Consider the following 20,029-nt stretch of genomic DNA (forward strand, 5'->3'; position numbering starts at 1 on the left):
GAAACCGCCCTACATGGCTGCGATGGTCGTGGCACGAGGCGATCCGGCCCGAGACCCAAGGAGCAGACATGTCCGTGCAGACCACCCCTCACCTGAACTTCCGCGGCGACGCGCGTGCGGCGCTGGAGTTCTACCAGTCCGTCTTCGGCGGGCACTCCGTCATCAACACGTACGCCGATTTCGGGATGCCGGCCGAGATCCCCGGTGCCGACAAGGTCGTGTTCGGCCTCGTCGCCGCCGAGAACGGGTTCCGCCTCATGGGGTACGACATCCCCGGCCAGACCGAGGGCGGCATCGCCGGCGGCGGCTCCACCCGCCGCGAGAACCACGCGACGATCACCGACCAGGCGCTGTTCGTCTCGATCAGTTCGCCCACGCTCGACGAGCTGCGAGGCCACTGGGATGCCCTGGCGGTGGATGCCACGATCGTCGAGCCTCTCGCGGCGTCGGCCTGGAGCGCCGGGTTCGGCATGCTGACCGACCGGTTCGGCGTGACGTGGAGTGTTTCGGTCGTCACGGAGTGACCCGTGGTCGCCTGCCTACTGGATGCCCGACCCCGCGAGCAGGCTGATCAATACCGGCACTACACGTCTCGCGAGCACTTGATGTCGGCGCACGGCGTGTGCCAAAGACGTCACGCATTGCCGATGAAGAGAGACAGAGAAAGCCAAGTCCGCGAACTCACTTGCGCTGACGTTGCAGGATGCCGCCAAGCTCATCGGCGTTGGGAACCGAACCCTCCAGCTCGACATCGAGCGGAACGCACCCCACCACCCAGCTCGACCCCCACCTAGCGATCCCCCGCGTGCCCGTCAGCCACGTTCGACGCCGACACCGGCGCACTCGTGCGTCGACCGCGCTCAGCAGCCGACTTCACGAAGGAGAACGTCCTGCCGATGCAGAAGGACACAGAGTCTTCAACCTTCGAGGCGGCCCTTCGGTACATCGCTGTAACCGGCCCGGTACCCGCTGTATCCTGCGTATCCGGCGTAGCCCGGGTAACCGGCGTAGCCCGGGTAGCCCGGGTAGCCCGGGTAGCCCCTATACGGTTGTGAGTCGCGCTTCAGCAGCCGATTCCCGATCACCGTTCCCAGGTAGCGACCCTCCTTATCGACAGCGTCGGCATCACCCCACGGGAACCAGCCGATCCATCGGCCGGACTTATCCCACAAGAACTTGTCATCAGCACTCCGGCGGAACGCGATGGCGTGTCCACTGGTGTCGAACAGGAAGTGGACCATGCGTTCACCCCTTCAGCGCGTCGTTGTTTCCTGTCGGGAGGCGCCGACATCGGCGGCGCGACAGGTCAGGCTCGCACGCCCAGCGTACTCGGATTGGGACACGCTGGTCCTGGGTGTCCGTCACGGGACGTTCTCAGTGGGCGACTCTTGAGCAGCTGACTCGGGGTTACGTCTCTCGATGCGCTCCGCTGTCTTGAAGGTCGGAGCCGTATGATAGGCAGTCACTAGGCGCTGGGATGCTGGCGACCAACAAGAGGAGCCTAGATTGAGCCTAATCACCGAACATGGCCGGCGCGAGCGGCAGCGGATTGACGAAGCTGTCGCAGAGCTCAGCCGGAAAGTGTTGGAGACCGTAGGCGAGCGGGAAGTTCCCCTGGCCGATCTCCTCAGTGCAGAGCCAACGCAGTCCGAGCTGACTCGGGAAGCGATCTGGAAGCTGCTCGACGAGCGCAAGCTCCAGTTCACCGTGACGCGGCGCCTGCGACGCACGCGAACGTGAATCCTGCAGATGACTATCGGTCAGCCGGGGCACACGATTGCGATCGCATTCTTTACTCCTCGGCTTACCGCCGCCTAACCGGCGTAACACAGGTTGTGGCTGTCGGCGAGCGGCAACTCTTCCATAACCGCCTCACGCACACGCAAAAGGTGGCACAGCTAAGCCGGCGGATCGCTCAGTACCTCAACTTCCGCCCCGACATGGCGGAAGCCCGCAGTGGTTTGCCAGGCAGCACGGTCGATGTTGATGTTGCGGAGGCGGCTGGACTGGCGCACGACCTGGGACATCCGCCATTTGGGCATATCGCGGAGAAGGCGTTGCAGGATTTGTGTGGTGCGACCGATGGCTTCGAGGGCAACGCTCAAAGCTTTCGCATCGTGACGAAGCTCAGCCAGCGGCGAAATACTCGCGGCTTGGAGCTTTCCCCACGAACTCTCCGAGCAATTTTGAAGTACCCGTGGATGAGCAATCATGAGAAGGCAGATCCGAAGAAGAAATGGGGCGCCTACAAGACTGAGCGCGACCAGTTCGAGAGGGCGATGGAAGGTGACCCAGGCACGGAGCAGAGCATCGAGGCCGCCATCATGGACTGGGCGGATGACATCAGCTACGCGGTCCATGATCTCGAGGACTTCTACCGCGCGGGCCTGATCGACATCGAAGTGCTACGTCGTGATACCGCCCGCAAGGCAGAGTTCATTGAGCAAGCGCTTGCCGAGTGGCAGGATGGCGATTGGTCGTTCACAGACGCTGCACAGGACTTCGACTCCACGCTGGATCTGCTTCCCCCTGGACTCGATCGGTACGACGGTACGGTCGATGCCCGAAAGAACGTGAACAGGCTCGGCTCTGAACTCATCGAGCGGTACGTGTCAGGAACCGGATTGGGTGACGATGGGGCACTTGCGGTCTCCTCGACGTTTCGGCGCGAAGTCCACTTTCTGAAACAGTTCACGTGGCAGTTCGTGATAAACGACCCTTCCCTTGCATCTCTACAAAGAGGGCAGGTGCGTGTCATCCAAGATCTTTTTCATGATCTGAGCGAGTGGACCGAGTCAGAGAAGCGAAAGCAGCGTCTGCCCACGCGATTCCGCGACCTTCTAGATCTCGCGCATAAAGAGGAGTCTGGTTATGCCGCAAATCAAAGGGCAGCGGCGGATTACATTTCATCGCTGACGGAGGAGCAGGCATACGACTTGCACGGACGATTCAGAGGCGCCGCACGTGCGAGTATCCGCGACGGCTGGGTGGCGTATTAAGGCGTGGGTCGCCGCTGACCGAGTAATGATGATGAAGCGCAGGGCGCCCGAACTGCCGGCAGGCGTCGCTATCGCTCCCGCTCAGTTCCGCGGCGCCGAGCTCTTCGCGGCGTCGACGTGGAGCGCCGGGTTTGGGATGCTGACCGGCCGGTTCGCCGTGACGTGGAGTGTTTCGGTGGCCGCGCGGATTGGCTCACGAGCGAAACGGGATGCCAGGGCGCGCGACCACTCCGCGCGGGGCCCTTGCTATGCCGCCGGCCGGTATCGCTGCACCGTGACGCCCGAACCGAACTCCCGCCGCTCGATCAGCTCGAGCGTCAGCTCTACGCCGTCGAGCAGCCGCGGCCCGCGACCCGCGATCACCGGATGCACGACGAACACGTACTCGTCGATGAGCCCCGCCGCGGCGAGCACCGCCGGCACCCGCACCCCACCGAGCGAGATCCCCCGCCCCGGCTGCTCCTTGAGCCGCCGCACCGCGTCGACGAGATCGCAGCGGAGGAGTTCGGCGTTCCAGTCCACTGTGTCGAGAGAAGCGGATGCAACGACCTTCCGCATCGGATCCATCACCTCCGCGAACGCGACCTCACTGGCGTCCATCCAGTCCGGCCACTGTCCTGACGCGGGTCGCCGCCACGCGCCCTGCATCAGCTCGTACGTGCCGCGCCCGTAAAGGAGCGTGTCGGAGCGGCGCAGCTCGTCGGTCCAGAACGCCATCGACTCCGCGTCCGGCAGCATGCCCGCCTCGTGGTGGACGCACCCGTCGAGGGAAACGTTGATGCCATAGCGGAGGGGTTGGCGCATGGCGGTCTCCTTCGACCCGGGTGGGTGGGGTCAGGCTACCGAGGTGCTTGCGCGACGAATAGCCCCGGCATTTATCTGCCGAGGCCGCGGGGGGTCAGCGGCCAAACGCACTCTGCTTGCGAATGACGCGAGCTTGAGGGCCCCAGCTATCAGGACCAATACGGGGCGCCACGCAGCCGTGGGAATCCCTGACGGGCAGACGGTGTGCGACACCTACAGCCTGCAAGGTCAACACCCAGGCAATGATGGCCCGACAAAGAAAGGGGGCGCGTCGTGAGCATTGGTAGCGTGCTGGGCCGAGCCGCCGCACCATCGGCATGCGTACCCGTCGCGAGCCTCGTGCATCACTGTGCCGCAATGCTCGCAGCGCGGCTGCTGAACTGCATCAAAGAGGTCCACGGGGTGAGCGTATGTTGCCGGGCCTCTGTTACTCGCACCGCCGTCATCGCGGAGCTGCGGGCGAGGCGGGTGGTGCTCCACGCGAAGATGCCCACAGCCTCGAGGGGCGCGCCTGAGCCCGTCGATGCGATTCGAGACGGTCGCTGATTGCCGAAGACCAGCGGCGGCAAGATCATGCGCCGCCTCCTCCGTGGCGTGGCGGAAGGTCGCGAGGTCGGCGACACTCGCCCACGCGATGGTCATGGCCACTATTGAAGGACAGGTCACGAACAAGTAGCCGCAGAAGAGCGACACGCGCTCCCCCGCTTACCGGACATCGCTGTGCTTCTATCTGCGCGCCGCGCCTCCGTGGTGGTGTTCTGACACGACCTCGAACGATCGTGTGACCAGACCGCCACCCCTCGTGTCCAGTGGGTCATCCGGTGTCGCGTCGCGGCAGGTGACGTCGGAGGTCGCCGCTAGTGTCAAAGTATGGCGAAGAACAGCAATCTGGTGGCCGCGCGGGCGGCGAAGGCAGACGAGTTCTACACGCAACTAAGTGACATCGAGCGCGAGCTGAAGCACTACCGTCAGCACTTCAAGGGCAAGACGGTGTACCTCAATTGCGACGATCCGCGCGTGAGTAACTTCTTCCACTACTTCAGTTACAACTTCGAAGCCCTAGGGCTGAAGAAGCTGATCGCGGCATGCTACAAGAGCGAGGAGATCGACAACTTCAGCTCCGAGGACAGCGAGCAGGCGATCTGGCTGGAGTACGAAGGGGACAAGAACGGCAGTGGGGTCCCCGATCTTGATGAAGTTGGTGTCAACCACTTCGAGGGCGACGGCGACTTCCGCAGCGAAGAGAGCATCGCCCTCCTCAAACAGGCTGACGTAGTGGTAACCAATCCTCCATTCTCGCTCTTTCGAGAATACGTGGCGCAGCTCATGGAGCACGACAAGAAGTTCGTCATCATTGGCCCCACCAACGCTGTCACGTACAAGGAGCTGTTCCCGCTCTTCAAGGAGAACCGGATCTGGTTGGGCAACGGCTTTCAGGCAGGTAACGCGTACTTCGCGACCGCACACTCCGGCGAGGAGTACGCGAAGGGCGTCTACGACGAACAGACGGGGCTCGTGAAGTTTCGGAACGTTAGCTGGTTCACGAACCTCGATATCGCGAAGAGGCACGAAGAGCTGATTTTGTGGAGGCCTTACGATCCTGATCTCCACCCGCACTACGACAACTACGACGCCATCGAAGTGAGTCGCCTGAAAGACATCCCTGCGGATTGGGAGGGGGCCATGGGCGTCCCAATCACGTTCATGGACAGTTACAACCCCGATCAGTTCGAGATTTTGGGCATCACTGACCGCGATAATAACTCCGGACTCAAGACGAAGGAGTACTCGCGGGCCGACGTACCTAACGCTGGAGACCTTAACCGTCGAGGCGCACTGCTCATCAATGGCAAACTCAAGTCAACGTTCGCTCGACTTCTCGTCCGAAGGAAATAGCCGTGAAGATCACTCCCCTTCAGCTGACGGTCGCTGACCTCACGGATGGCTTCGAGGACAGTTCCGAGCTAGGTGCGAGAGCCTACGGAGGTAAGCTCGACATCAGGCCCCCATACCAGCGGGAGTTCGTCTACACGGGCAAACAGCGTCAAGCGGTGATCGAGACGGCCGCGAAGGACTTCCCGCTGAACGTGATGTATTGGGCTGTCAACGGCGAAGATGACTTCGAGGTAATCGATGGGCAGCAGCGCACCATCTCGCTTTGCCAATACATGGACAGCGAATTCGCTCTGCCGCTGTTCGGTAAACCGGAACAGCGATACTTTCACAATCTTCAGCCCGACGAGAAAGATCGTCTCCGCAACTACAAGGTCACCGTGTACCTGTGCGAAGGCACCCCAAGCGAGAAGCTTGACTGGTTCAGGGTCATCAATACTGCGGGGGAGAAGCTCACCGACCAGGAGCTGCTCAACGCGATCTACTCGGGGCCATGGGTCTCCGATGCCAAACGTTACTTCAGCAAGACCGGCTGCCCTGCATATCAGCTTGGTTCCGATTACGTGACCGGCTCCCCGATCCGTCAGGAGTACCTGGAGAAAGTCATCAAGTGGATCAACGACGGTGACGTGGAGGGCTACATGGGCCTCCATCAGGAGGACGCCAACGCGGCTCCCCTTTGGCAGTACTTCCAGGGCGTTATCGCCTGGGTGAAGGCAGTCTTCCCGAACTATCGCAGCACCATGAAGAGCGTGAAGTGGGGCACGCTCTACAACCAGTTCAAGGATGCACCCCTGAACTCCATTGAGCTGGAGCAGGAGATCGGCAAGCTCATGACGGACGACGAGGTCCAGAAGAAGCCTGGCATCTACGCGTACCTCCTCACTCAAGATGAGAAATTCCTGGCGCTCCGCACCTTCTCCGAGAACCAGAAACGTGCTCAGTTCGAGAAGCAGAAGGGTGTGTGCTCGGTCTGCCAGAAGACCTTCACTTACGAAGAGATGGCGGGCGATCACATTGTGCCGTGGAGCAAGGGCGGGAAGACGGTGCCCGAAAACCTCCAGATGCTTTGCTCGTTCGACAACAACTCCAAGGGCAACAAGTAGCCCGACCGCGACGCAGTAAGGCTGAGCAATGACGCTAACAGAAAGCAAGACCGTTCCTCAGGACCACGCGAGCGACTACAGCATCACGATTCGTGACTGCAACAGCATCGATGAAGCGGCTATAGCTCTGCGTCGTGGTGCGCTCAACATCAAGTACGGGCCGAACGGCATAGGCAAAAGCACTATCGCCCGCGCTCTTACGCTCAGGGCGGCGGGAGACGACCAGCTCGCCGAGAAGCTGACGCCGTTCAAACACCGAGACAGGGTTGCACCCCGCCCCTCCGTGCAGGGCGCTGATGAGATCACGAAGGTGATGACGTTCAACGACGACTACGTGTCGACGTTCGTGTTCCGTCCCGACGAGGTGTTGGAGAACAGCTTCGAGATCTTCATCAACACCGAGGAGTACCGCACCGGCGTAGAGGAGATCGCGGCCCGATTCGACTCTCTGAAGCAGACCTTTACGGACGAACCCGAATTCGACGCGGCTCTGGCAGGTTTCGAAGAGCTTCGCGACGCCTTCAACGTCACGAAGGGCGGCACACTGGCAAAGACGAGCAAGGCCTTCAAAGGCATCGGCGTCGGCGGGAAGATGGCGCAGATCCCTGAGCCACTACAAGGATTCAAGAGTTTCATCGAGAGCGACGACCCCGCGACGTGGATCAAGTGGCAAGCTACAGGCAAGGCGTACTTAGACCTATCCGATAACTGCCCTTTCTGCTCAACCTCCAACGTTGACAAGGCTGTAGCGGCCAAGCTTTCGGAGGAGTTCGACTCCGCGTCGGTCCGTAACCTAAGCAGCCTGCGTGCCGTCATCGACCGTGTAGGTCGGTACATCGCACCCGAAGATCTTCAGAAGCTCACAGAACTCACAAAGTCCATCTCGGGCCTGACTCCAGAACAAGAGTCCTTCGTGGTTTCACTCAGGAGTGCCGTAGTTACCCTGCTGACCAAGCTGGCTGCAGCCAGGAGTCTTTCTTTCCATTCACTCAAGGACGAAACAGACGTAGCACCAATTCTGAGCGATCTGAAGATCGATCTCACATACCTTTCGGTCCTCGATTCGGAGGCCACTCGATCAGTAGTCGCTCTTATCAACGGCAAGCTGGCAGATGCCATCAGCGAGATCAACGACATCAATGCGCAAATCGGAAAGCAGAAATCGCGGGTCAAGAAGCTGATCCGCGACAATCAGAACGCCATCAACTCATTCCTGACATCGGCCGGCTATCGGTACGCGGTACGTATCGAGCCGAGCGAGGGTAGCTATCGAATGTTGTTGGAGCACGTGGACTTCTCCGGTCACATCAAGGCCGCGCACGAACATCTGAGCTACGGCGAGAAAAATGCTTTCGCATTGGTTCTTTTCATGCATGACGTTCAGCACAGGAAGCCCGACCTCGTTGTTCTGGACGATCCGGTGTCGAGCTTCGACAAGACAAAGAAGTTTGCGATCCTTCACCAGCTATTCCGCGGAGACAACAGTCTGAAGGGCACGACGACCTTGCTTCTCACTCACGATATAGAGCCCGCTATCGACATGGTGCGCACCGGCACAGCGAAGAAGTTCAAGGCCGTGAAGCCTGCGGTCCACTTCCTCAGTGGACGGGAGGGGGTCGTGACCGAGAAGCCGGTCGCAGCCACTGACATTTCCACCTTCAGTGCAGTGTGCGAGGCTAACATCAGCTCCGCTGCGGACACGATCATCAAGTGCATCTACTTGCGTCGGCTTTTCGAGGTGCACGGATCGAAGGACGTTGCGTATGAGCTTCTGTCGAGTCTTCTCCATGTTCGCGAGACTCCAAGTCGAATGTTAAGCCTCGAAGAGTTTGAACCGCTTACGGCAGATGAAGTCACCAGCGCCGCGAGCGAGGTGCGCAAGCACATCAGCGACTTCGACTACAGCTCTGCGCTCGCCGAGATCAAGGGGGCCGGAGCGCTACGCAGCCGATTCGATGCGACTCCCGTCGGCTATGAGAAGGTCCAACTGTTCCGCATCATGCTTGCACTCGACCCCGAGAAAATGAAGGGTGACGAGGTATTCACCAAGTTCGTCAATGAGACCTTCCACATCGAGAACGAGTACGTCATGCAACTCAACCCTCGCGAGTTCGACGCTGTGCCCGAGTTCGTGATCGCAGCGTGCACCGCACTGGTGGAGCAGGCTGACGCGGAGTAGGCGGCGACAGCCGGCAAGTCTTGACGGTCCGCCGGAGGGTACTAGTTGTGGTCACGATGGGCGGTCGGCGTGCGCTGGCTGTCGGGAAGGTGCAGCACCTCGTAATTCAGGTCGAGGTCGCCCACCTTCGGGTGGTGCAACCGCTTCGTTCCGGTCGAACACAACCGCACGTCGTGCTTGGCCCACAGGCGCGCGAACTCCCGACTGTTCATCGACAACTCACCCACAAGCTCGGCCAGCGCGCGATCGCCCAGATATTGCCCTGCGACGCGACAGCCGAGGCCGCCTCGTCCGCCCAGTCGCGGTGCAACTCACGCGTGTGCCAGTCGACAATTAGAGCCACCAGAGCATCCGGTCCGCGGCTGCTGCCACCGTGTCAGCGAGCAGACCCGCCGACGGCTCCTCCCGCAGGTCGGTCGATCACCCATGGAATGTGAGGTTCCCCACGCACAATTCCGAGGTCGGTAGGCGCGAATGCCCCCCGACGGAGGTTGCGGACGTCGCCGCCGAGATGCGATGCAAGTTTCCGATTGAGCGCGTGTGTTGGCTCGTCCCCCGCGGCGGTGGCGCCGGCGATGTTCATGCCAGGCACTTCGTCGGCGGCTGCCGATAGCAAGGCGATTCCGGCTCCTCGACGACGGGCCGGCGGGACGACGCCGACGCGCTGAATGAACAGGTGCTCCGAGTTGTAACGCCCTACCGAGGCGACGCACAGCCCGACAGGGCAGTCATCTACTTCTGCCAGGAACACGAGGCGCTTCGCGATCTGCCGGGCATTCTCCGTGACCGACTGAATGAACAGCTCCTCGCACTCTGCCTGTATCCACCGCATGATCTGCGCGTCCCGGTCCGTCTGCTTAGCCCTGCGAACACGCAGTCCAGTTGGTGGCAGGGAGGCCAGCCGATTCCGCCACACGTCAAACCCGTCGTCCGTGTACGGCGAGAACCCTGGCATCATCCTCGAACCCTAGCGATGGACCGTGCCCGGCACATCGCGCATCCAGCTCTTGGCACACGCACGACCGCTTAGCCAGCGACGATTGCGATGACCATCGCTGATGAAGCCGCCAGTCGCCCCGGTTCGAGAGCCCACGTCAACGCTGAGCGCCTACCCCACCGGCATCCCCCATCTCGACGCCACGTCGCGACAACGCACGCGACCGCAATGCTCGGCGCGATCACATGTCGCGCATGGCGAAGTTGACAGCCGAAGGGGGTGAGTTCGAGGGTGCTTCGAGAATGGTGGCCCGCTGAGGCATAACCGTCGGCCAGCCCGGGGGCGAGAGATTGCTAGCGAGATCCCGCGTAGATGCGGCGCGTGGGAGTTCGTCGGACTGGCCGGTGTGAGCTTCACCACCAGGGCCGGACTCGCGATCACGGCCCGGCGTTCATCGGGTGATTCGGAGAATCGACCGTTACCGGTCATCTCAGCAACGACCTCACCCGAAAGGCACCGCCATGTCTCAGACACCCGACAACACCTCAGCCCTTACCCCCCCCTGATCTGAATCGCCGCACGATCCTGCAGGGCGCCGCCTGGACCATCCCCGCCATCGCGGTCGCCACCGTCGCCCCAGCGGCATCCGCCTCCACCACCACCGTTCTCGCCTTCAACCAGGCCAGCTACTCCGGCACCGCCTGCAGCACCATCACCGGCGCGTACCTCACGGTGACCGTCGGCGGCACCCCCACCGCCGGCCGCTCAGTCACCACGACGCTGAGCGACGGGTACACGTTCGCGGATGGAACGACCGCGAACACGCAGGTCAGCGACGGCAGCGGGCGCGTGAATCTGCCGTCCATCAACGTGCCGTCGCAAGGCGGCAGCGGAGTTCTGTCCGCGAGCACGGCATCAGCGACTAGCGCATCCGCTTCCACGAGCGCTGCACCGTCCTCGAGCAAGCTCGTCGGGGCTAGCTGGGGCAACACCGCATTCCCCGCCCTCCCCGCCGGCATCACCGCAACCGACGTCACCATCGGCGCCCAAGATCCCACCCTCTACGCCTACTTCCTCGGAAGCGATGGCTACCTTTACCAGTCCGTCAACAAGGGCGCCTGGGCGAAAGTCTCCCCCGCCGGAGTCACGCACATCAGCACTGCCTTCGACGGCGGCGTGCTCTACAGCACCGGCACCACTGTCGGCGCCAGCTGGGGCAACACCGCATTCCCCGCCCTCCCTGCTGGCGTCACCGCGACCGACGTCACCATCGGCGCCCAAGGCCCGACCCTCTACGCCTACTTCCTCGGAAGCGATGGCTACCTCTACCAGTCCGTCAACAAGGGCGCCTGGGCGAAAGTCTCCCCCGCCGGAGTCACACACATCAGCACCGCCTTCGACGGCGGCGTGCTCTACAGCACCGGCACCACCGTCGGCGCCAGCTGGGGCAACACCGCATTCCCCGCCCTCCCCGCCGGCATCACCGCAACCGACGTCACCATCGGCGCCCAAGGCCCGACCCTCTACGCCTACTTCCTCGGAAGCGACGGCTACCTCTACCAGTCCGTCAACAAGGGCGCCTGGACAAAAGCATCCCCCGCCGGAGTCACACACATCAGCACCGCCTTCGAAGGCGGAGTCCTCTACAGCACCGGCTCCACCGTCGGCGCCAGCTGGGGCAACACCGCCCTGCCCGCCCTCCCCGCCGGCGTCACAGCGACCGACGTCACCATCGGCGCGCAGGATCCCACCCTCTACTGCTACTTCCTCGGAAGCGACGGCTACCTCTACCAGTCCATCAACAAGGGCCCCTGGGCGAAAGTCTCCCCCGCCGGCGTCACCCACATCAGCACCGCCTTTAGCGGCGGCGTGCTGTTCGCCCTGGCATCAGCCTGTTAAAGATCACCACACACCAACACGCGGCACCCGGCGCATCACGTCGCGCCGGGTGCCGCCTAGTTTGGCCAGCCATTGCCATCTGCGTAACCCTCGGCAGCGACGCGACGGCCCACACATACTCAAACCCGTAGGTGCCGCACGAAGAACCTCCCGGCATCCTCCCCCGCGAACGCCGGAACCCCCGTGTGCCCGCCCATGTTGGCGACGAGGGTCTTCTCGGTCGAGGCGAACGCGTCGAACAGGTCGAGCGCCGCCTGACGGTCGTTGCCCTCGTCGTCCCACTGCAGAAGGACATGGATCGGGATGCCGATCCCCCGCGCCTCGTCCATCGTCGAGCGGGGCACGTAACTTCCGGCGAAGAGCCCCGCTGCCGCGATGCGCGGGTCGGTCGCGGCCAGGCGGACGCCGACGGCGATGACTCCGCCGGAGAAGCCGACGCGGTCGCCGATTTCGGGCAACGCCAGGACGGCATCCAGTGTGGTCTGCCACTCGGGCACGGCGGCATCCACGAGCGGGAGGATGAGCCGGTCGATCACCTCGGCGCCCGGCTTCTCGCCCGCGGCGAGCGCGGCGCGCAGGTCGGTGCGAGCCTCGTCGGCGCCGGGTAGGGGCGGGCGGTCGCCGGTGCCGGGCAGCTCGATCGTCACCGACCCGAAGCCCTCCTTTGCGGCCGCCGCGGCGCGGGCGACGAGCCGCGGGTACATCCGTCGTGTGTCGAAGCCGCCGGGCTGGTTCAGGAGGAGGAGCGGCACCTGCGAGGACGGGGTGGCGGTGGGTGGCATCCACAGGATGCCGGTGAAACCGGCGAGCGTGAACTCGCGCTCGAGGACGCCGCCGTCGAGCAGGGTGTGAGAGGTGAAGCGCACGGTCATGCCTTTCGGGAGCACGGAGATGTGGTGCTCCCGGGCGGCCTATCGCCCGACCGTGACTCCGCGAAGGAGCACCCACGTCGATTCGTTCACGGGGACCACCTCCTCAGGCTTCAGCACGGGTCACCGACCAGTATCCCGACCCACCCCTCAACGGAACAGGTCGGCATGGTCGACGACCCACGCGCGGAAGGTGCGCGACGGGCGGCCCGTGATGCGGGTGTACTCGTCGGAGAGGGGCGGAGTCGTGCCGACGGCCTCGCGCCAGTCCTTGATGATCTGCCGCACCCACACCTCGGGCACGAACCGCGACAGCATCGCCGACGACTCGGCCTCAGTCTGCGGGATCACCGTCACCGGCCGGCCGATGACGTCACCGATCAGCGCCACCTGCTCGCGAAGAGTCAGGCGCTCCGGTCCGGTGAGCACCGGCGCGGCACCCACCAGAGCTTCGGTGGCGAGGGCGGCCACGGCGACATCGGCGATGTCCTGCTCGTGGATGGGCGCCTGCACCGCGTCGGGGTACGGCAGCGGAACGGCGCTCTCGCCCTTCACTCCCCAGTTCCATCGGGCCGCGTTGCTCGCGAACCCGCCCGGGCGCAGGAACGTGTACGCGAGCCCCGACCGGGCGACGGCCTCCTCGACACGGAGAAACCGAGAACCGTTGAAATCCTCCGCCGCCCCCGGCAGAGTCACGGACGACGACGACAGCAGCACCACGTGCCGGACGCCCGCCGCCGCGAAGACCGCCAGCAGCGCCTCCGGCTCGGCGAGATCGGCATAGAGGAACACGCGCTCGACACCCGTCAGAGCGTCGGTGAACGAGGCTGGATCATCGAGATCGGCGGCGAACACCTCCACCCGTGTCGGCAGGTCCAGCTTCTGCGGGGTGCGGCTGGTCGCGCGCACCCGCTCGCCACGGTCGAGCAGACCCGCCACGACCGCGCTACCGACGGCACCGCTGGCGCCCACCACAAGAATCGACATGTTCACTCCTTTACGAACGGTGTTCGCGAACAATGTTCGTCACGAATGTTGATCGTGTCAAGTGATAACGTGTGTCCATGTCTTCGCCCGCTGAGCCGGTCTCACGTCGCGCTCGCCCCGCGAAGGCGCCGCTGTCTCGGCAGTCGATCCTCGAGGCGGCGATGGCTCTCATCCGCGAGAACGGCGTCGACGCCGTGAGCCTGCGACACGTCGCCGCGCGGGTCGAAACCGGCCCCGCCTCGCTCTACGCGTACTTCGGCAACCGCGACATCCTGCTCGAACACGTCCTGGATGCCGCGTACGCAGAGGTCGCCCTCGTGGATGCCACGGGCAACCGACGCGACTGGCGAGCCGCTCTCGCGGCGACCATCGTCCACACCATCGACGCGCTGGAGAAGTATCCGGGCCTCGGCACCGTCGCTCTGGGCTCGATCCCCGTCCTCCCCGGCGCGCTGCGCCTCGCGGAACACGAACTGGCCCTGATGGAGGCGGGCGGCATCCCCGCCGACCGCGCCGCGCTCGCGATCGACCTCATCGCACAGTTCGCCGCGTCGACCGCCGTGGAACGCACCCTCAAGCTCAGCAACCGCGATGACGGCGAGGATCGTGGACGCGTGCGAGCAGCATACGAGCAGGCCGACCCCGGGCAGTTCCCCCACATTGCTCGTTCCGCCGCCCTGCTCACCGGACCCGGCGATGCGGCACGACGTGATTTCGCCATCGAGGTCCTCCTCGACGGGATCGAGCGATCCGGCAACGGTGTTCGGGGCGCCTGACACTCGTCGTCCGATACGCACGGGTCTGGTCGATGTCGGCGCCCGGGAGTACCGTCGGCGCCATGAAACCGGACGAGCTCTTCCTCCACGCCGATGCCGCCATTCGCGAGGTCATCGACAAGATCGATCCCGCCGACCTCTCGGCGCCCGTCCCGAAGGAGTGGAGCCAGCTCGAATCGCCGACGCTGCTCGGCATCATCGGGCGGCACGCGTACGACGAAGCCTGGATCCCCGACGTGATCGCCGGACGCGCCGCCGCCGACGGCGACCAGTACGCCGACGCCGACCTGCTCGGTGACGACCCGATCGCCTCGTACGACGCGCTCAACGACCGGGCGGGCGCCGCCGTGCGCGCGGGCGACTTCGCCGAGACCTTCCGGTTCACGTACGGCGACTACCCCGCGGGCGAGGGCTTCGCCCACCTCTCCACCTACCGCGCGTTCCAGGCGTACTCGATCGCGAAGCACTTCGGCATCCCGTTCCACCTCTCCCCCGAGCTCATCGACGGCCTGAACGAGCACGTCACCCCGCACGCCGACGAGTGGCGGCAGTGGGGCGTATTCCCGCCGGCGATCGAGCCGCCCGCGGACGCCGACGACGAAACGCGGCTGCTGTGCGCGGTGGGGTTCTGGGTGAAGTAGGCGCAGTAAGTCGACTCGTTCCGCGCGAGGGAGCACGGCGGCCGGTGGCCGTCAGCGCGTCGACAACCCGCTCAGAAAGGCAGTGGTGGAGGTCGAGATCTCCACCGAACGCGTGTGGTGGAGATAGTGCTCGCCGTCGAGCGGAACGACCGATCCGTGTTCGCTGACGGATGCCTGCCGCTCGTGAAGCGCGAGCCAGCCGGGGATCTCTGCATCACCGTTCGCGACGAAAAGCAGGACCGGGAGCGACGGGGGGAACGAGAGCCCGTCGACCGCCGAGAAATTCACCACCGAGTGATCCATTTCGTCGAGCATCGTCGGTGCGGTCGAGTTCTTCGTGGCGAGCAGGCGCATCTGCTCTTTCGACTGCTCGTCATACGGCATCCCGGCGTAGGCGTCACCGGAGGTCGCCGCCAGGAGCCTGAGGATGCCGAGATCGCGCAGAGCGACCAGCCCATCGGTGGGGATGGGTTCGTTCCACCCCGGTTGCCCGGGAACGCTGCTGTCGATTCCGACGAACGCGACGAGCTCTTCGGGGTACAGGGTGCTGTAGTGCATGGCGTAGATGCCGGCGATGGAGTGCCCCATGAGGACATACCGATCCACCCCGAGTCGCTGGAGGGCGGAGTGGACCTCACGGGCGATGTTGTCCACCGTTCGTGGAGTGTCCGCCTGGTCGCTCCGCCCGGTCCCCAGCGGCTCTATGGCAATGACGCGGTGGGCGTCCTCGAGGGCGTCGATCAGGGGCGCGAAGTCGAGTGCCGGCGCGGCCGTACCCAAGCCAGGGAGGAGGACGATCGTCTCCGCTCCGTCGCCACGGTCCACGACATTGATGCGCTTGCCCCCGATGTCGACGAGTTCCCCGTAGGGCGCGATCGCGTCGGCTTCCGACGCGGTTGCAACGGCATTCACCGTCGACGTCGTCGCGAGGAACAGGACGGGGATGGCGGCGATGATGCCGAGGGTGACGAGGGTGGCCTTCACGGGCTTTTTCATGGCGCTTCTCTCAAAGGGCGGGCGGGAGGCCCGCGGGATCCTCCGTCCATCACAGCGGCGTGGGATGAGCGGGAGAAGTGTCGCCATGTCACCTCGCACGGTGACATGCGTCACTGATCCTGGTGACTCCGTGCACGTCTCGGAGGTTCTCGATGCTCTTCCGAACGGCGCACCGACGAGGAGGCGCGGCTGTCGCGACCCGATCGCGACCGCCTAGCGCCCGACGTACCCCATGTGCTGCGCGTTGTAGCGGTCGCCCTGCACGCGGACACGCTGCGCGAGGCCGTCGAGATCCGCGAGGTCGTCCGCCGACAACGCCACCGCGGTCGACCCGGCGTTCTCTTCGATGCGGGACGTGCGGCGGGTCCCCGGGATGGGGACGATCCACGGATGCTGGGCCAGGAGCCACGCGAGCGCGACCTGTCCCGACGTCGCACCCCTCGATGCAGCGATCGCGCTGATGTGATCGACGAGGGCACGGTTGGCCTCGCGGTTCTCTTCGGTGAACCGCGGAATCGTGGCACGCACATCGCCGTCCGCGAACGACGTGCTCTGGTCCACCGTTCCGGTGAGGAATCCCTTGCCGAGAGGGCTGAACGGCACGAGACCGATCCCGAGTTCCGCGAGCGTCGGCAGAACCTCCGACTCCGAGTCGCGGGTCCACAGGGAGTACTCGCTCTGCAGCGCCGTCACGGGGAAGGCCGCATGGGCGCGGCGGATCGTCGCGGCGGAGGCCTCGGACAGGCCGAAGTGACGGACCTTCCCCTCGGCGACGAGCTCCCCCACGGTGCCTGCGACGTCGTCGATCGGCACGTCGGGATCGACCCGGTGCTGGTAGAACAGGTCGATCACATCAGTGCGCAGCCGCCGCAGCGACGCCTCGGCGACGGCGCGGATCCGGTCGGGCCGGCTGTCGAGACCCACGCTCTTGCCGTCTCGGATGTCCCACCCGAACTTCGTCGCGATGACGACCTGGTCGCGGACCGGTTCGAGGGCTTCACCCACGAGCTCCTCGTTGACGTATGGGCCGTAGACCTCGGCCGTGTCGAAGAAGGTGACGCCGAGGTCGACCGCGGAGCGGAGGACCTCGATCATGTCGTCACGGGTGCCGGGATTGGGGCCGTAGCTCTGCGACATGCCCATGCAGCCCAGCCCCACGGCCGAGACCTTCAGCCCCTGTCCCAATGTGCGGGTGTGCATGATCGAGTCCCTTCGTCGTGTGACCTCGACGCTACGCCCGCCCACGGTGGTGTGGGGCATCGAGCCTCGCCCCCGAGCGCCGGGTTCACGGGGCGGTGTCGGCGTCCGCCCGGGGCGGCATCCGGAGAAGCGCGGTGAGTTGCGACCGGACGGTGGCTTTCACCTCGTCGGGGGTATCCCCGAGGTGCAGCGTCGCCGTCATCGTGATGTGGAGGATCGACGTGATGATCCGCGCGAGCGTGGTCGGTGCATCCTGATCGAGACCTGGGAGCGCGCGCAGCAGCTCGGCGATGGACGCCTCCAACCGCCATGCCTGAGCCAGGCCCGCCTTCCGGTGCTCCTCCGCGGGGTCGCCGAAGATCACCTCGTGCAGGTACAGGCGACCGTTCTCGGGGTGTTCGCGCACGCAGTCGATGACGGGCGACACGAGAGCCATCACGGCGTCCTCGACCGGGGCATCGCCGGCTGACAACACCCCGGATTCCGCGAGGCCGTCGTCGACGGCCGCGGCGAACTTCTCGTTCTGCACCATGATCAGCAACTCCGCCTTGCTCGCCGCATAGCGGAACAGCGTCCCGATCGCGACGTCCGCGCGGTCCGAGATCTCCTTCGTCGTGACGCCCCCGACCCCGCGCTCAGCGAACAGCGACCGTGCCGCCTCGACGATGCGGCGCCGCTTGTCGGCCATCGTCCTCGCGCGACGCCCGACGCCTCCGGGATGCGGGCTCATGTCGCCTCCTTGACAATTTATCTGAGTGCACTCATTATTGAGTCTACTCGCCGACTGCGAGCAGAGCACAAGGATTCGACGGAGGGCAGGATCGGGAATGACCGCGGCATCGCCCAGCAACCACGACACCCCGTCGTTCGTGGCCGCACCCACGAAGACGGTGCACGTCGACGGCGCCGCCCTCGCGTACCGGGAGATCGGTTCGGGCACCGGACGTCCTCTCGTCGCGCTGGTGCATCTCGGCGGCAACCTGGATGCCTGGGATCCCGAGGTGATCGACGCCCTGGCGCAGGACCGGCGCGTCCTGACGCTCGGCTATCGCGGGGTCGGACGGTCGACCGGCAGGGTGCGCGACAGCGTCGAAGGCATGGCGCACGACGTGATCGATGCCGTCCGCGGACTCGGTCTGGGCCGCATCGACCTCTTCGGCCTCTCGATGGGAGGCATGGTCGCCCAGGTGATCGTCGAGCGGGAGCCCGAGCTGGTGGACCACCTCGTCATGGCCGGCACCGGCCCCCGGGGCGGCGAGGGGCTCAACCGGATGACGGGCGTCATGCTCCGCGGCATCGCGCGCAGCCTCGTCACCGCACGCCCCGCGACCTCCGCGCTGTTCTTCACCGGATCCGACCAGGGCCGCCGCGCGGCCTCCGACTACCAGCGCCGGCTCAAGCGGCGCCACACGGACCGCGACTCGGCCGTCACTCCCGCGGTGTTGCGCGCACAACTCCGCGCCGTCGCGCGGTGGGGTGCGCAATCCCGCACCGTCGACGCGCGCATCTCCACGCCCGCGCTGACCTTCCACGGCGCCGACGACATCCTCGTCCCGGCGGCGAACGCGCAGCAGCTACGCGAAGGGTTCTCCGCTCTCGACGTCAGGACATTCCCGGATGCCGGGCACGGCGTGGTCTCGCAGCACCGCGACGCCGTGACGCGCCGCATCCATTCCTTCCTCCGCGCCTGACTCGGCGCCCCGACACCCCCATCCAGAACAGGACACCGCGACATGCGCGCATTCATCATCGACGGGTACGACAAGCCCCTCCACGAAGCGGAGGTCCCCGAGCCCAGCGTCGGCCCCGACGACGTGCTCATCTCGATCGCCGCCGCCGGGCTCAACGGCATCGACGAGCGCATCCGCACGGGCTATTTCCGACTCATCCTCCCGTATCGGCCCCCGTTCACGCTCGGCCACGATGTCGCCGGGACAGTGATCCGCGTCGGCGCGCAGGTCCGCTCGTTCGTGCCCGGCGACGTGGTGTTCGCGCGGCCGCGCGATCACCGGATCGGCACTTTCGCAGAACGCATCGCCGTGGACCAGGCCGATGCGGCAAGTGTTCCCTCATCGATCAGCATCGTCGAGGCGGCATCCCTCCCCCTGGTCGCACTCACCGCGTGGCAGGCCCTCGTCGAGAAGGGCGGAGTGACGGCGGGGCACAAGGTGCTCATCCACGGCGGCGCCGGCGGTGTCGGAACGATCGCGATCCAGCTGGCGAAGCACCTGGGCGCGCAGGTGGCGACGACGGCCTCGGCGAGGAACGCCGACTTCGTCCGCTCCCTGGGCGCGGACGTCGTGATCGACTACGCGAGCCAGGACTTCGCCGAAGAGCTGTCGGGATACGACTTCGTGCTCGACAGCCTCGGGGGCGAAAACCTCATGAAGTCACTGGGCGTGCTGCGCCCCGGTGGCATCGCCGTGGGTATTGCCGGCCCGCCGACGCCCGCCTTCGCTCGCGAAAACGGCCTGAACCCCCTCCTTCGGCTCGCGATGAGCGCGCTCAGTCGCCGCGTTCGCGGACGGGCGAAGAGGCTCGGCGTCGGCTACGAGTTCCTCTTCATGCGCGCCGACGGCACGCGCTTGCGGGAGATCGCCGAGCTCGTGGATGCCGGTGTGATCCGCCCCGTCGTCGGCGCCACCCACGCCTTCGACGAGGCACCGAACGCTCTCGCGGCGCTGGAGCGCGGCGGCATCCGTGGGAAGTCCGTCCTGCTCGGCGCGTGACCCGCCTCCCCTCC

Annotated in this window: 20 protein-coding genes; 11 read left to right on the forward strand and 9 right to left on the reverse strand. The window is 65.0% G+C overall.

Annotation, left to right across the window (positions count from 1 at the left end; translation table 11 throughout):
- The first annotated feature begins 68 nt into the window (after positions 1 to 68).
- Positions 69 to 524, forward strand: coding sequence for a VOC family protein (locus BGO45_RS12580; RefSeq protein WP_292694755.1), 456 nt, complete (start codon positions 69 to 71; stop codon positions 522 to 524).
- A 393-nt stretch (positions 525 to 917) separates the two neighbouring features.
- Here BGO45_RS12580 and BGO45_RS12585 read toward each other — a convergent pair whose 3' ends face one another.
- A complete protein-coding gene (locus tag BGO45_RS12585) occupies positions 918 to 1,241 on the reverse strand; it encodes a hypothetical protein (RefSeq protein WP_292694756.1) in 324 nt (107 codons plus the stop codon).
- A 265-nt stretch (positions 1,242 to 1,506) separates the two neighbouring features.
- Between BGO45_RS12585 and BGO45_RS12590 the strand changes: the two genes are divergently transcribed.
- Together BGO45_RS12590 and BGO45_RS12595 are read left to right on the forward strand one after the other, a co-directional pair.
- Positions 1,507 to 1,740: a hypothetical protein gene (locus tag BGO45_RS12590; protein ID WP_292694758.1), complete on the forward strand. Its 234-nt coding sequence runs from the start codon at positions 1,507 to 1,509 to the stop codon at positions 1,738 to 1,740.
- Entirely contained in the window at positions 1,737 to 2,999 is a 1,263-nt protein-coding gene (locus tag BGO45_RS12595; protein ID WP_292694760.1) for a dGTP triphosphohydrolase, read from the forward strand. Before BGO45_RS12590 ends, BGO45_RS12595 begins: the two co-directional genes overlap by 4 nt.
- A 246-nt stretch (positions 3,000 to 3,245) precedes the next feature.
- Here BGO45_RS12595 and BGO45_RS12600 read toward each other — a convergent pair whose 3' ends face one another.
- Entirely contained in the window at positions 3,246 to 3,803 is a 558-nt protein-coding gene (locus BGO45_RS12600) for a dihydrofolate reductase family protein (RefSeq protein ID WP_292694762.1), read from the reverse strand.
- Between the two features lie 870 nt (positions 3,804 to 4,673).
- Here BGO45_RS12600 and BGO45_RS12605 point away from each other — a divergent pair.
- Genes BGO45_RS12605 through BGO45_RS12615 form a run of 3 tightly spaced genes read left to right on the forward strand, consistent with a single transcriptional unit; the run spans position 4,674 to position 8,981 of the window.
- Positions 4,674 to 5,699 (forward strand): adenine-specific methyltransferase EcoRI family protein, encoded by a 1,026-nt coding sequence (locus tag BGO45_RS12605; protein WP_292694764.1) that lies wholly within the window; start codon positions 4,674 to 4,676, stop codon positions 5,697 to 5,699.
- 2 nt (positions 5,700 to 5,701) lie between these two features.
- Positions 5,702 to 6,802 (forward strand): DUF262 domain-containing protein, encoded by a 1,101-nt coding sequence (locus tag BGO45_RS12610; RefSeq protein ID WP_292694766.1) that lies wholly within the window; start codon positions 5,702 to 5,704, stop codon positions 6,800 to 6,802.
- A 28-nt stretch (positions 6,803 to 6,830) separates the two neighbouring features.
- Positions 6,831 to 8,981 carry an AAA family ATPase gene (locus tag BGO45_RS12615; RefSeq protein WP_292694768.1) on the forward strand — a complete coding sequence of 717 codons (2,151 nt, stop codon included), beginning with the start codon at positions 6,831 to 6,833 and terminating at the stop codon, positions 8,979 to 8,981.
- A 41-nt stretch (positions 8,982 to 9,022) separates the two neighbouring features.
- Here BGO45_RS12615 and BGO45_RS12620 read toward each other — a convergent pair whose 3' ends face one another.
- Both BGO45_RS12620 and BGO45_RS12625 read right to left on the reverse strand, forming a co-directional pair.
- Positions 9,023 to 9,193 (reverse strand): hypothetical protein, encoded by a 171-nt coding sequence (locus BGO45_RS12620; protein ID WP_292694769.1) that lies wholly within the window; start codon positions 9,191 to 9,193, stop codon positions 9,023 to 9,025.
- Between the two features lie 164 nt (positions 9,194 to 9,357).
- Entirely contained in the window at positions 9,358 to 9,939 is a 582-nt protein-coding gene (locus BGO45_RS12625) for a GNAT family N-acetyltransferase (RefSeq protein ID WP_292694771.1), read from the reverse strand.
- A gap of 711 nt (positions 9,940 to 10,650) precedes the next feature.
- Here BGO45_RS12625 and BGO45_RS12630 point away from each other — a divergent pair.
- Positions 10,651 to 11,817 carry a hypothetical protein gene (locus BGO45_RS12630; protein WP_292694772.1) on the forward strand — a complete coding sequence of 389 codons (1,167 nt, stop codon included), beginning with the start codon at positions 10,651 to 10,653 and terminating at the stop codon, positions 11,815 to 11,817.
- A gap of 119 nt (positions 11,818 to 11,936) precedes the next feature.
- Here the strand turns inward: BGO45_RS12630 and BGO45_RS12635 are convergent, their stop codons facing one another.
- Together BGO45_RS12635 and BGO45_RS12640 are read right to left on the reverse strand one after the other, a co-directional pair.
- Positions 11,937 to 12,683, reverse strand: coding sequence for an alpha/beta hydrolase (locus tag BGO45_RS12635; RefSeq protein ID WP_292694773.1), 747 nt, complete (start codon positions 12,681 to 12,683; stop codon positions 11,937 to 11,939).
- A gap of 153 nt (positions 12,684 to 12,836) precedes the next feature.
- A complete protein-coding gene (locus BGO45_RS12640) occupies positions 12,837 to 13,673 on the reverse strand; it encodes an SDR family oxidoreductase (protein WP_292694775.1) in 837 nt (278 codons plus the stop codon).
- A gap of 77 nt (positions 13,674 to 13,750) precedes the next feature.
- On the opposite strand from BGO45_RS12640, the gene BGO45_RS12645 reads away from it, so the two are divergent.
- Together BGO45_RS12645 and BGO45_RS12650 are read left to right on the forward strand one after the other, a co-directional pair.
- A complete protein-coding gene (locus tag BGO45_RS12645; RefSeq protein WP_292694778.1) occupies positions 13,751 to 14,449 on the forward strand; it encodes a TetR/AcrR family transcriptional regulator in 699 nt (232 codons plus the stop codon).
- A 62-nt stretch (positions 14,450 to 14,511) separates the two neighbouring features.
- Positions 14,512 to 15,090 carry a hypothetical protein gene (locus tag BGO45_RS12650; RefSeq protein ID WP_292694780.1) on the forward strand — a complete coding sequence of 193 codons (579 nt, stop codon included), beginning with the start codon at positions 14,512 to 14,514 and terminating at the stop codon, positions 15,088 to 15,090.
- A 51-nt stretch (positions 15,091 to 15,141) separates the two neighbouring features.
- Here the strand turns inward: BGO45_RS12650 and BGO45_RS12655 are convergent, their stop codons facing one another.
- The 3 genes from BGO45_RS12655 to BGO45_RS12665 all read right to left on the reverse strand — a co-directional run bounded on the left by BGO45_RS12655 (position 15,142) and on the right by BGO45_RS12665 (position 18,016).
- Positions 15,142 to 16,086, reverse strand: coding sequence for an alpha/beta hydrolase (locus tag BGO45_RS12655; RefSeq protein WP_292694782.1), 945 nt, complete (start codon positions 16,084 to 16,086; stop codon positions 15,142 to 15,144).
- A gap of 213 nt (positions 16,087 to 16,299) precedes the next feature.
- Positions 16,300 to 17,286, reverse strand: a complete 987-nt coding sequence (locus BGO45_RS12660) for an aldo/keto reductase (protein WP_292694784.1) — start codon at positions 17,284 to 17,286, stop codon at positions 16,300 to 16,302.
- 85 nt (positions 17,287 to 17,371) lie between these two features.
- Positions 17,372 to 18,016 carry a TetR/AcrR family transcriptional regulator gene (locus BGO45_RS12665; protein ID WP_292694786.1) on the reverse strand — a complete coding sequence of 215 codons (645 nt, stop codon included), beginning with the start codon at positions 18,014 to 18,016 and terminating at the stop codon, positions 17,372 to 17,374.
- Between the two features lie 97 nt (positions 18,017 to 18,113).
- Here BGO45_RS12665 and BGO45_RS12670 point away from each other — a divergent pair, with 97 nt between their 5' ends.
- Both BGO45_RS12670 and BGO45_RS12675 read left to right on the forward strand, forming a co-directional pair.
- Complete coding sequence (locus tag BGO45_RS12670) at positions 18,114 to 18,977, forward strand: alpha/beta hydrolase (RefSeq protein ID WP_292694787.1); 864 nt, start codon at positions 18,114 to 18,116, stop codon at positions 18,975 to 18,977.
- Between the two features lie 42 nt (positions 18,978 to 19,019).
- Positions 19,020 to 20,015, forward strand: coding sequence for an NADP-dependent oxidoreductase (locus BGO45_RS12675; protein WP_292694789.1), 996 nt, complete (start codon positions 19,020 to 19,022; stop codon positions 20,013 to 20,015).
- The last annotated feature ends 14 nt before the right edge of the window (positions 20,016 to 20,029 follow it).

This window comes from Microbacterium sp. 71-36, from assembly GCF_001898305.1.
Classification (GTDB): Bacteria; Actinomycetota; Actinomycetes; order Actinomycetales; family Microbacteriaceae; genus Microbacterium.

Excerpts from the sequence above, each read along its gene's own strand:
- BGO45_RS12675 (WP_292694789.1), top strand. The coding sequence starts at position 19,020 with ATGCGCGCATTCATCATCGACGGGTACGACAAGCCCCTCCACGAAGCG.
- BGO45_RS12665 (WP_292694786.1), bottom strand. The coding sequence starts at position 18,016 with ATGAGCCCGCATCCCGGAGGCGTCGGGCGTCGCGCGAGGACGATGGCC.
- BGO45_RS12640 (WP_292694775.1), bottom strand. The coding sequence starts at position 13,673 with ATGTCGATTCTTGTGGTGGGCGCCAGCGGTGCCGTCGGTAGCGCGGTC.
- BGO45_RS12670 (WP_292694787.1), top strand. The coding sequence starts at position 18,114 with ATGACCGCGGCATCGCCCAGCAACCACGACACCCCGTCGTTCGTGGCC.
- BGO45_RS12615 (WP_292694768.1), top strand. The coding sequence starts at position 6,831 with ATGACGCTAACAGAAAGCAAGACCGTTCCTCAGGACCACGCGAGCGAC.
- BGO45_RS12620 (WP_292694769.1), bottom strand. The coding sequence starts at position 9,193 with ATGAACAGTCGGGAGTTCGCGCGCCTGTGGGCCAAGCACGACGTGCGG.
- BGO45_RS12645 (WP_292694778.1), top strand. The coding sequence starts at position 13,751 with ATGTCTTCGCCCGCTGAGCCGGTCTCACGTCGCGCTCGCCCCGCGAAG.
- BGO45_RS12600 (WP_292694762.1), bottom strand. The coding sequence starts at position 3,803 with ATGCGCCAACCCCTCCGCTATGGCATCAACGTTTCCCTCGACGGGTGC.
- BGO45_RS12655 (WP_292694782.1), bottom strand. The coding sequence starts at position 16,086 with ATGAAAAAGCCCGTGAAGGCCACCCTCGTCACCCTCGGCATCATCGCC.
- BGO45_RS12660 (WP_292694784.1), bottom strand. The coding sequence starts at position 17,286 with ATGCACACCCGCACATTGGGACAGGGGCTGAAGGTCTCGGCCGTGGGG.
- BGO45_RS12580 (WP_292694755.1), top strand. The coding sequence starts at position 69 with ATGTCCGTGCAGACCACCCCTCACCTGAACTTCCGCGGCGACGCGCGT.
- BGO45_RS12625 (WP_292694771.1), bottom strand. The coding sequence starts at position 9,939 with ATGATGCCAGGGTTCTCGCCGTACACGGACGACGGGTTTGACGTGTGG.
- BGO45_RS12605 (WP_292694764.1), top strand. The coding sequence starts at position 4,674 with ATGGCGAAGAACAGCAATCTGGTGGCCGCGCGGGCGGCGAAGGCAGAC.
- BGO45_RS12585 (WP_292694756.1), bottom strand. The coding sequence starts at position 1,241 with ATGGTCCACTTCCTGTTCGACACCAGTGGACACGCCATCGCGTTCCGC.
- BGO45_RS12650 (WP_292694780.1), top strand. The coding sequence starts at position 14,512 with ATGAAACCGGACGAGCTCTTCCTCCACGCCGATGCCGCCATTCGCGAG.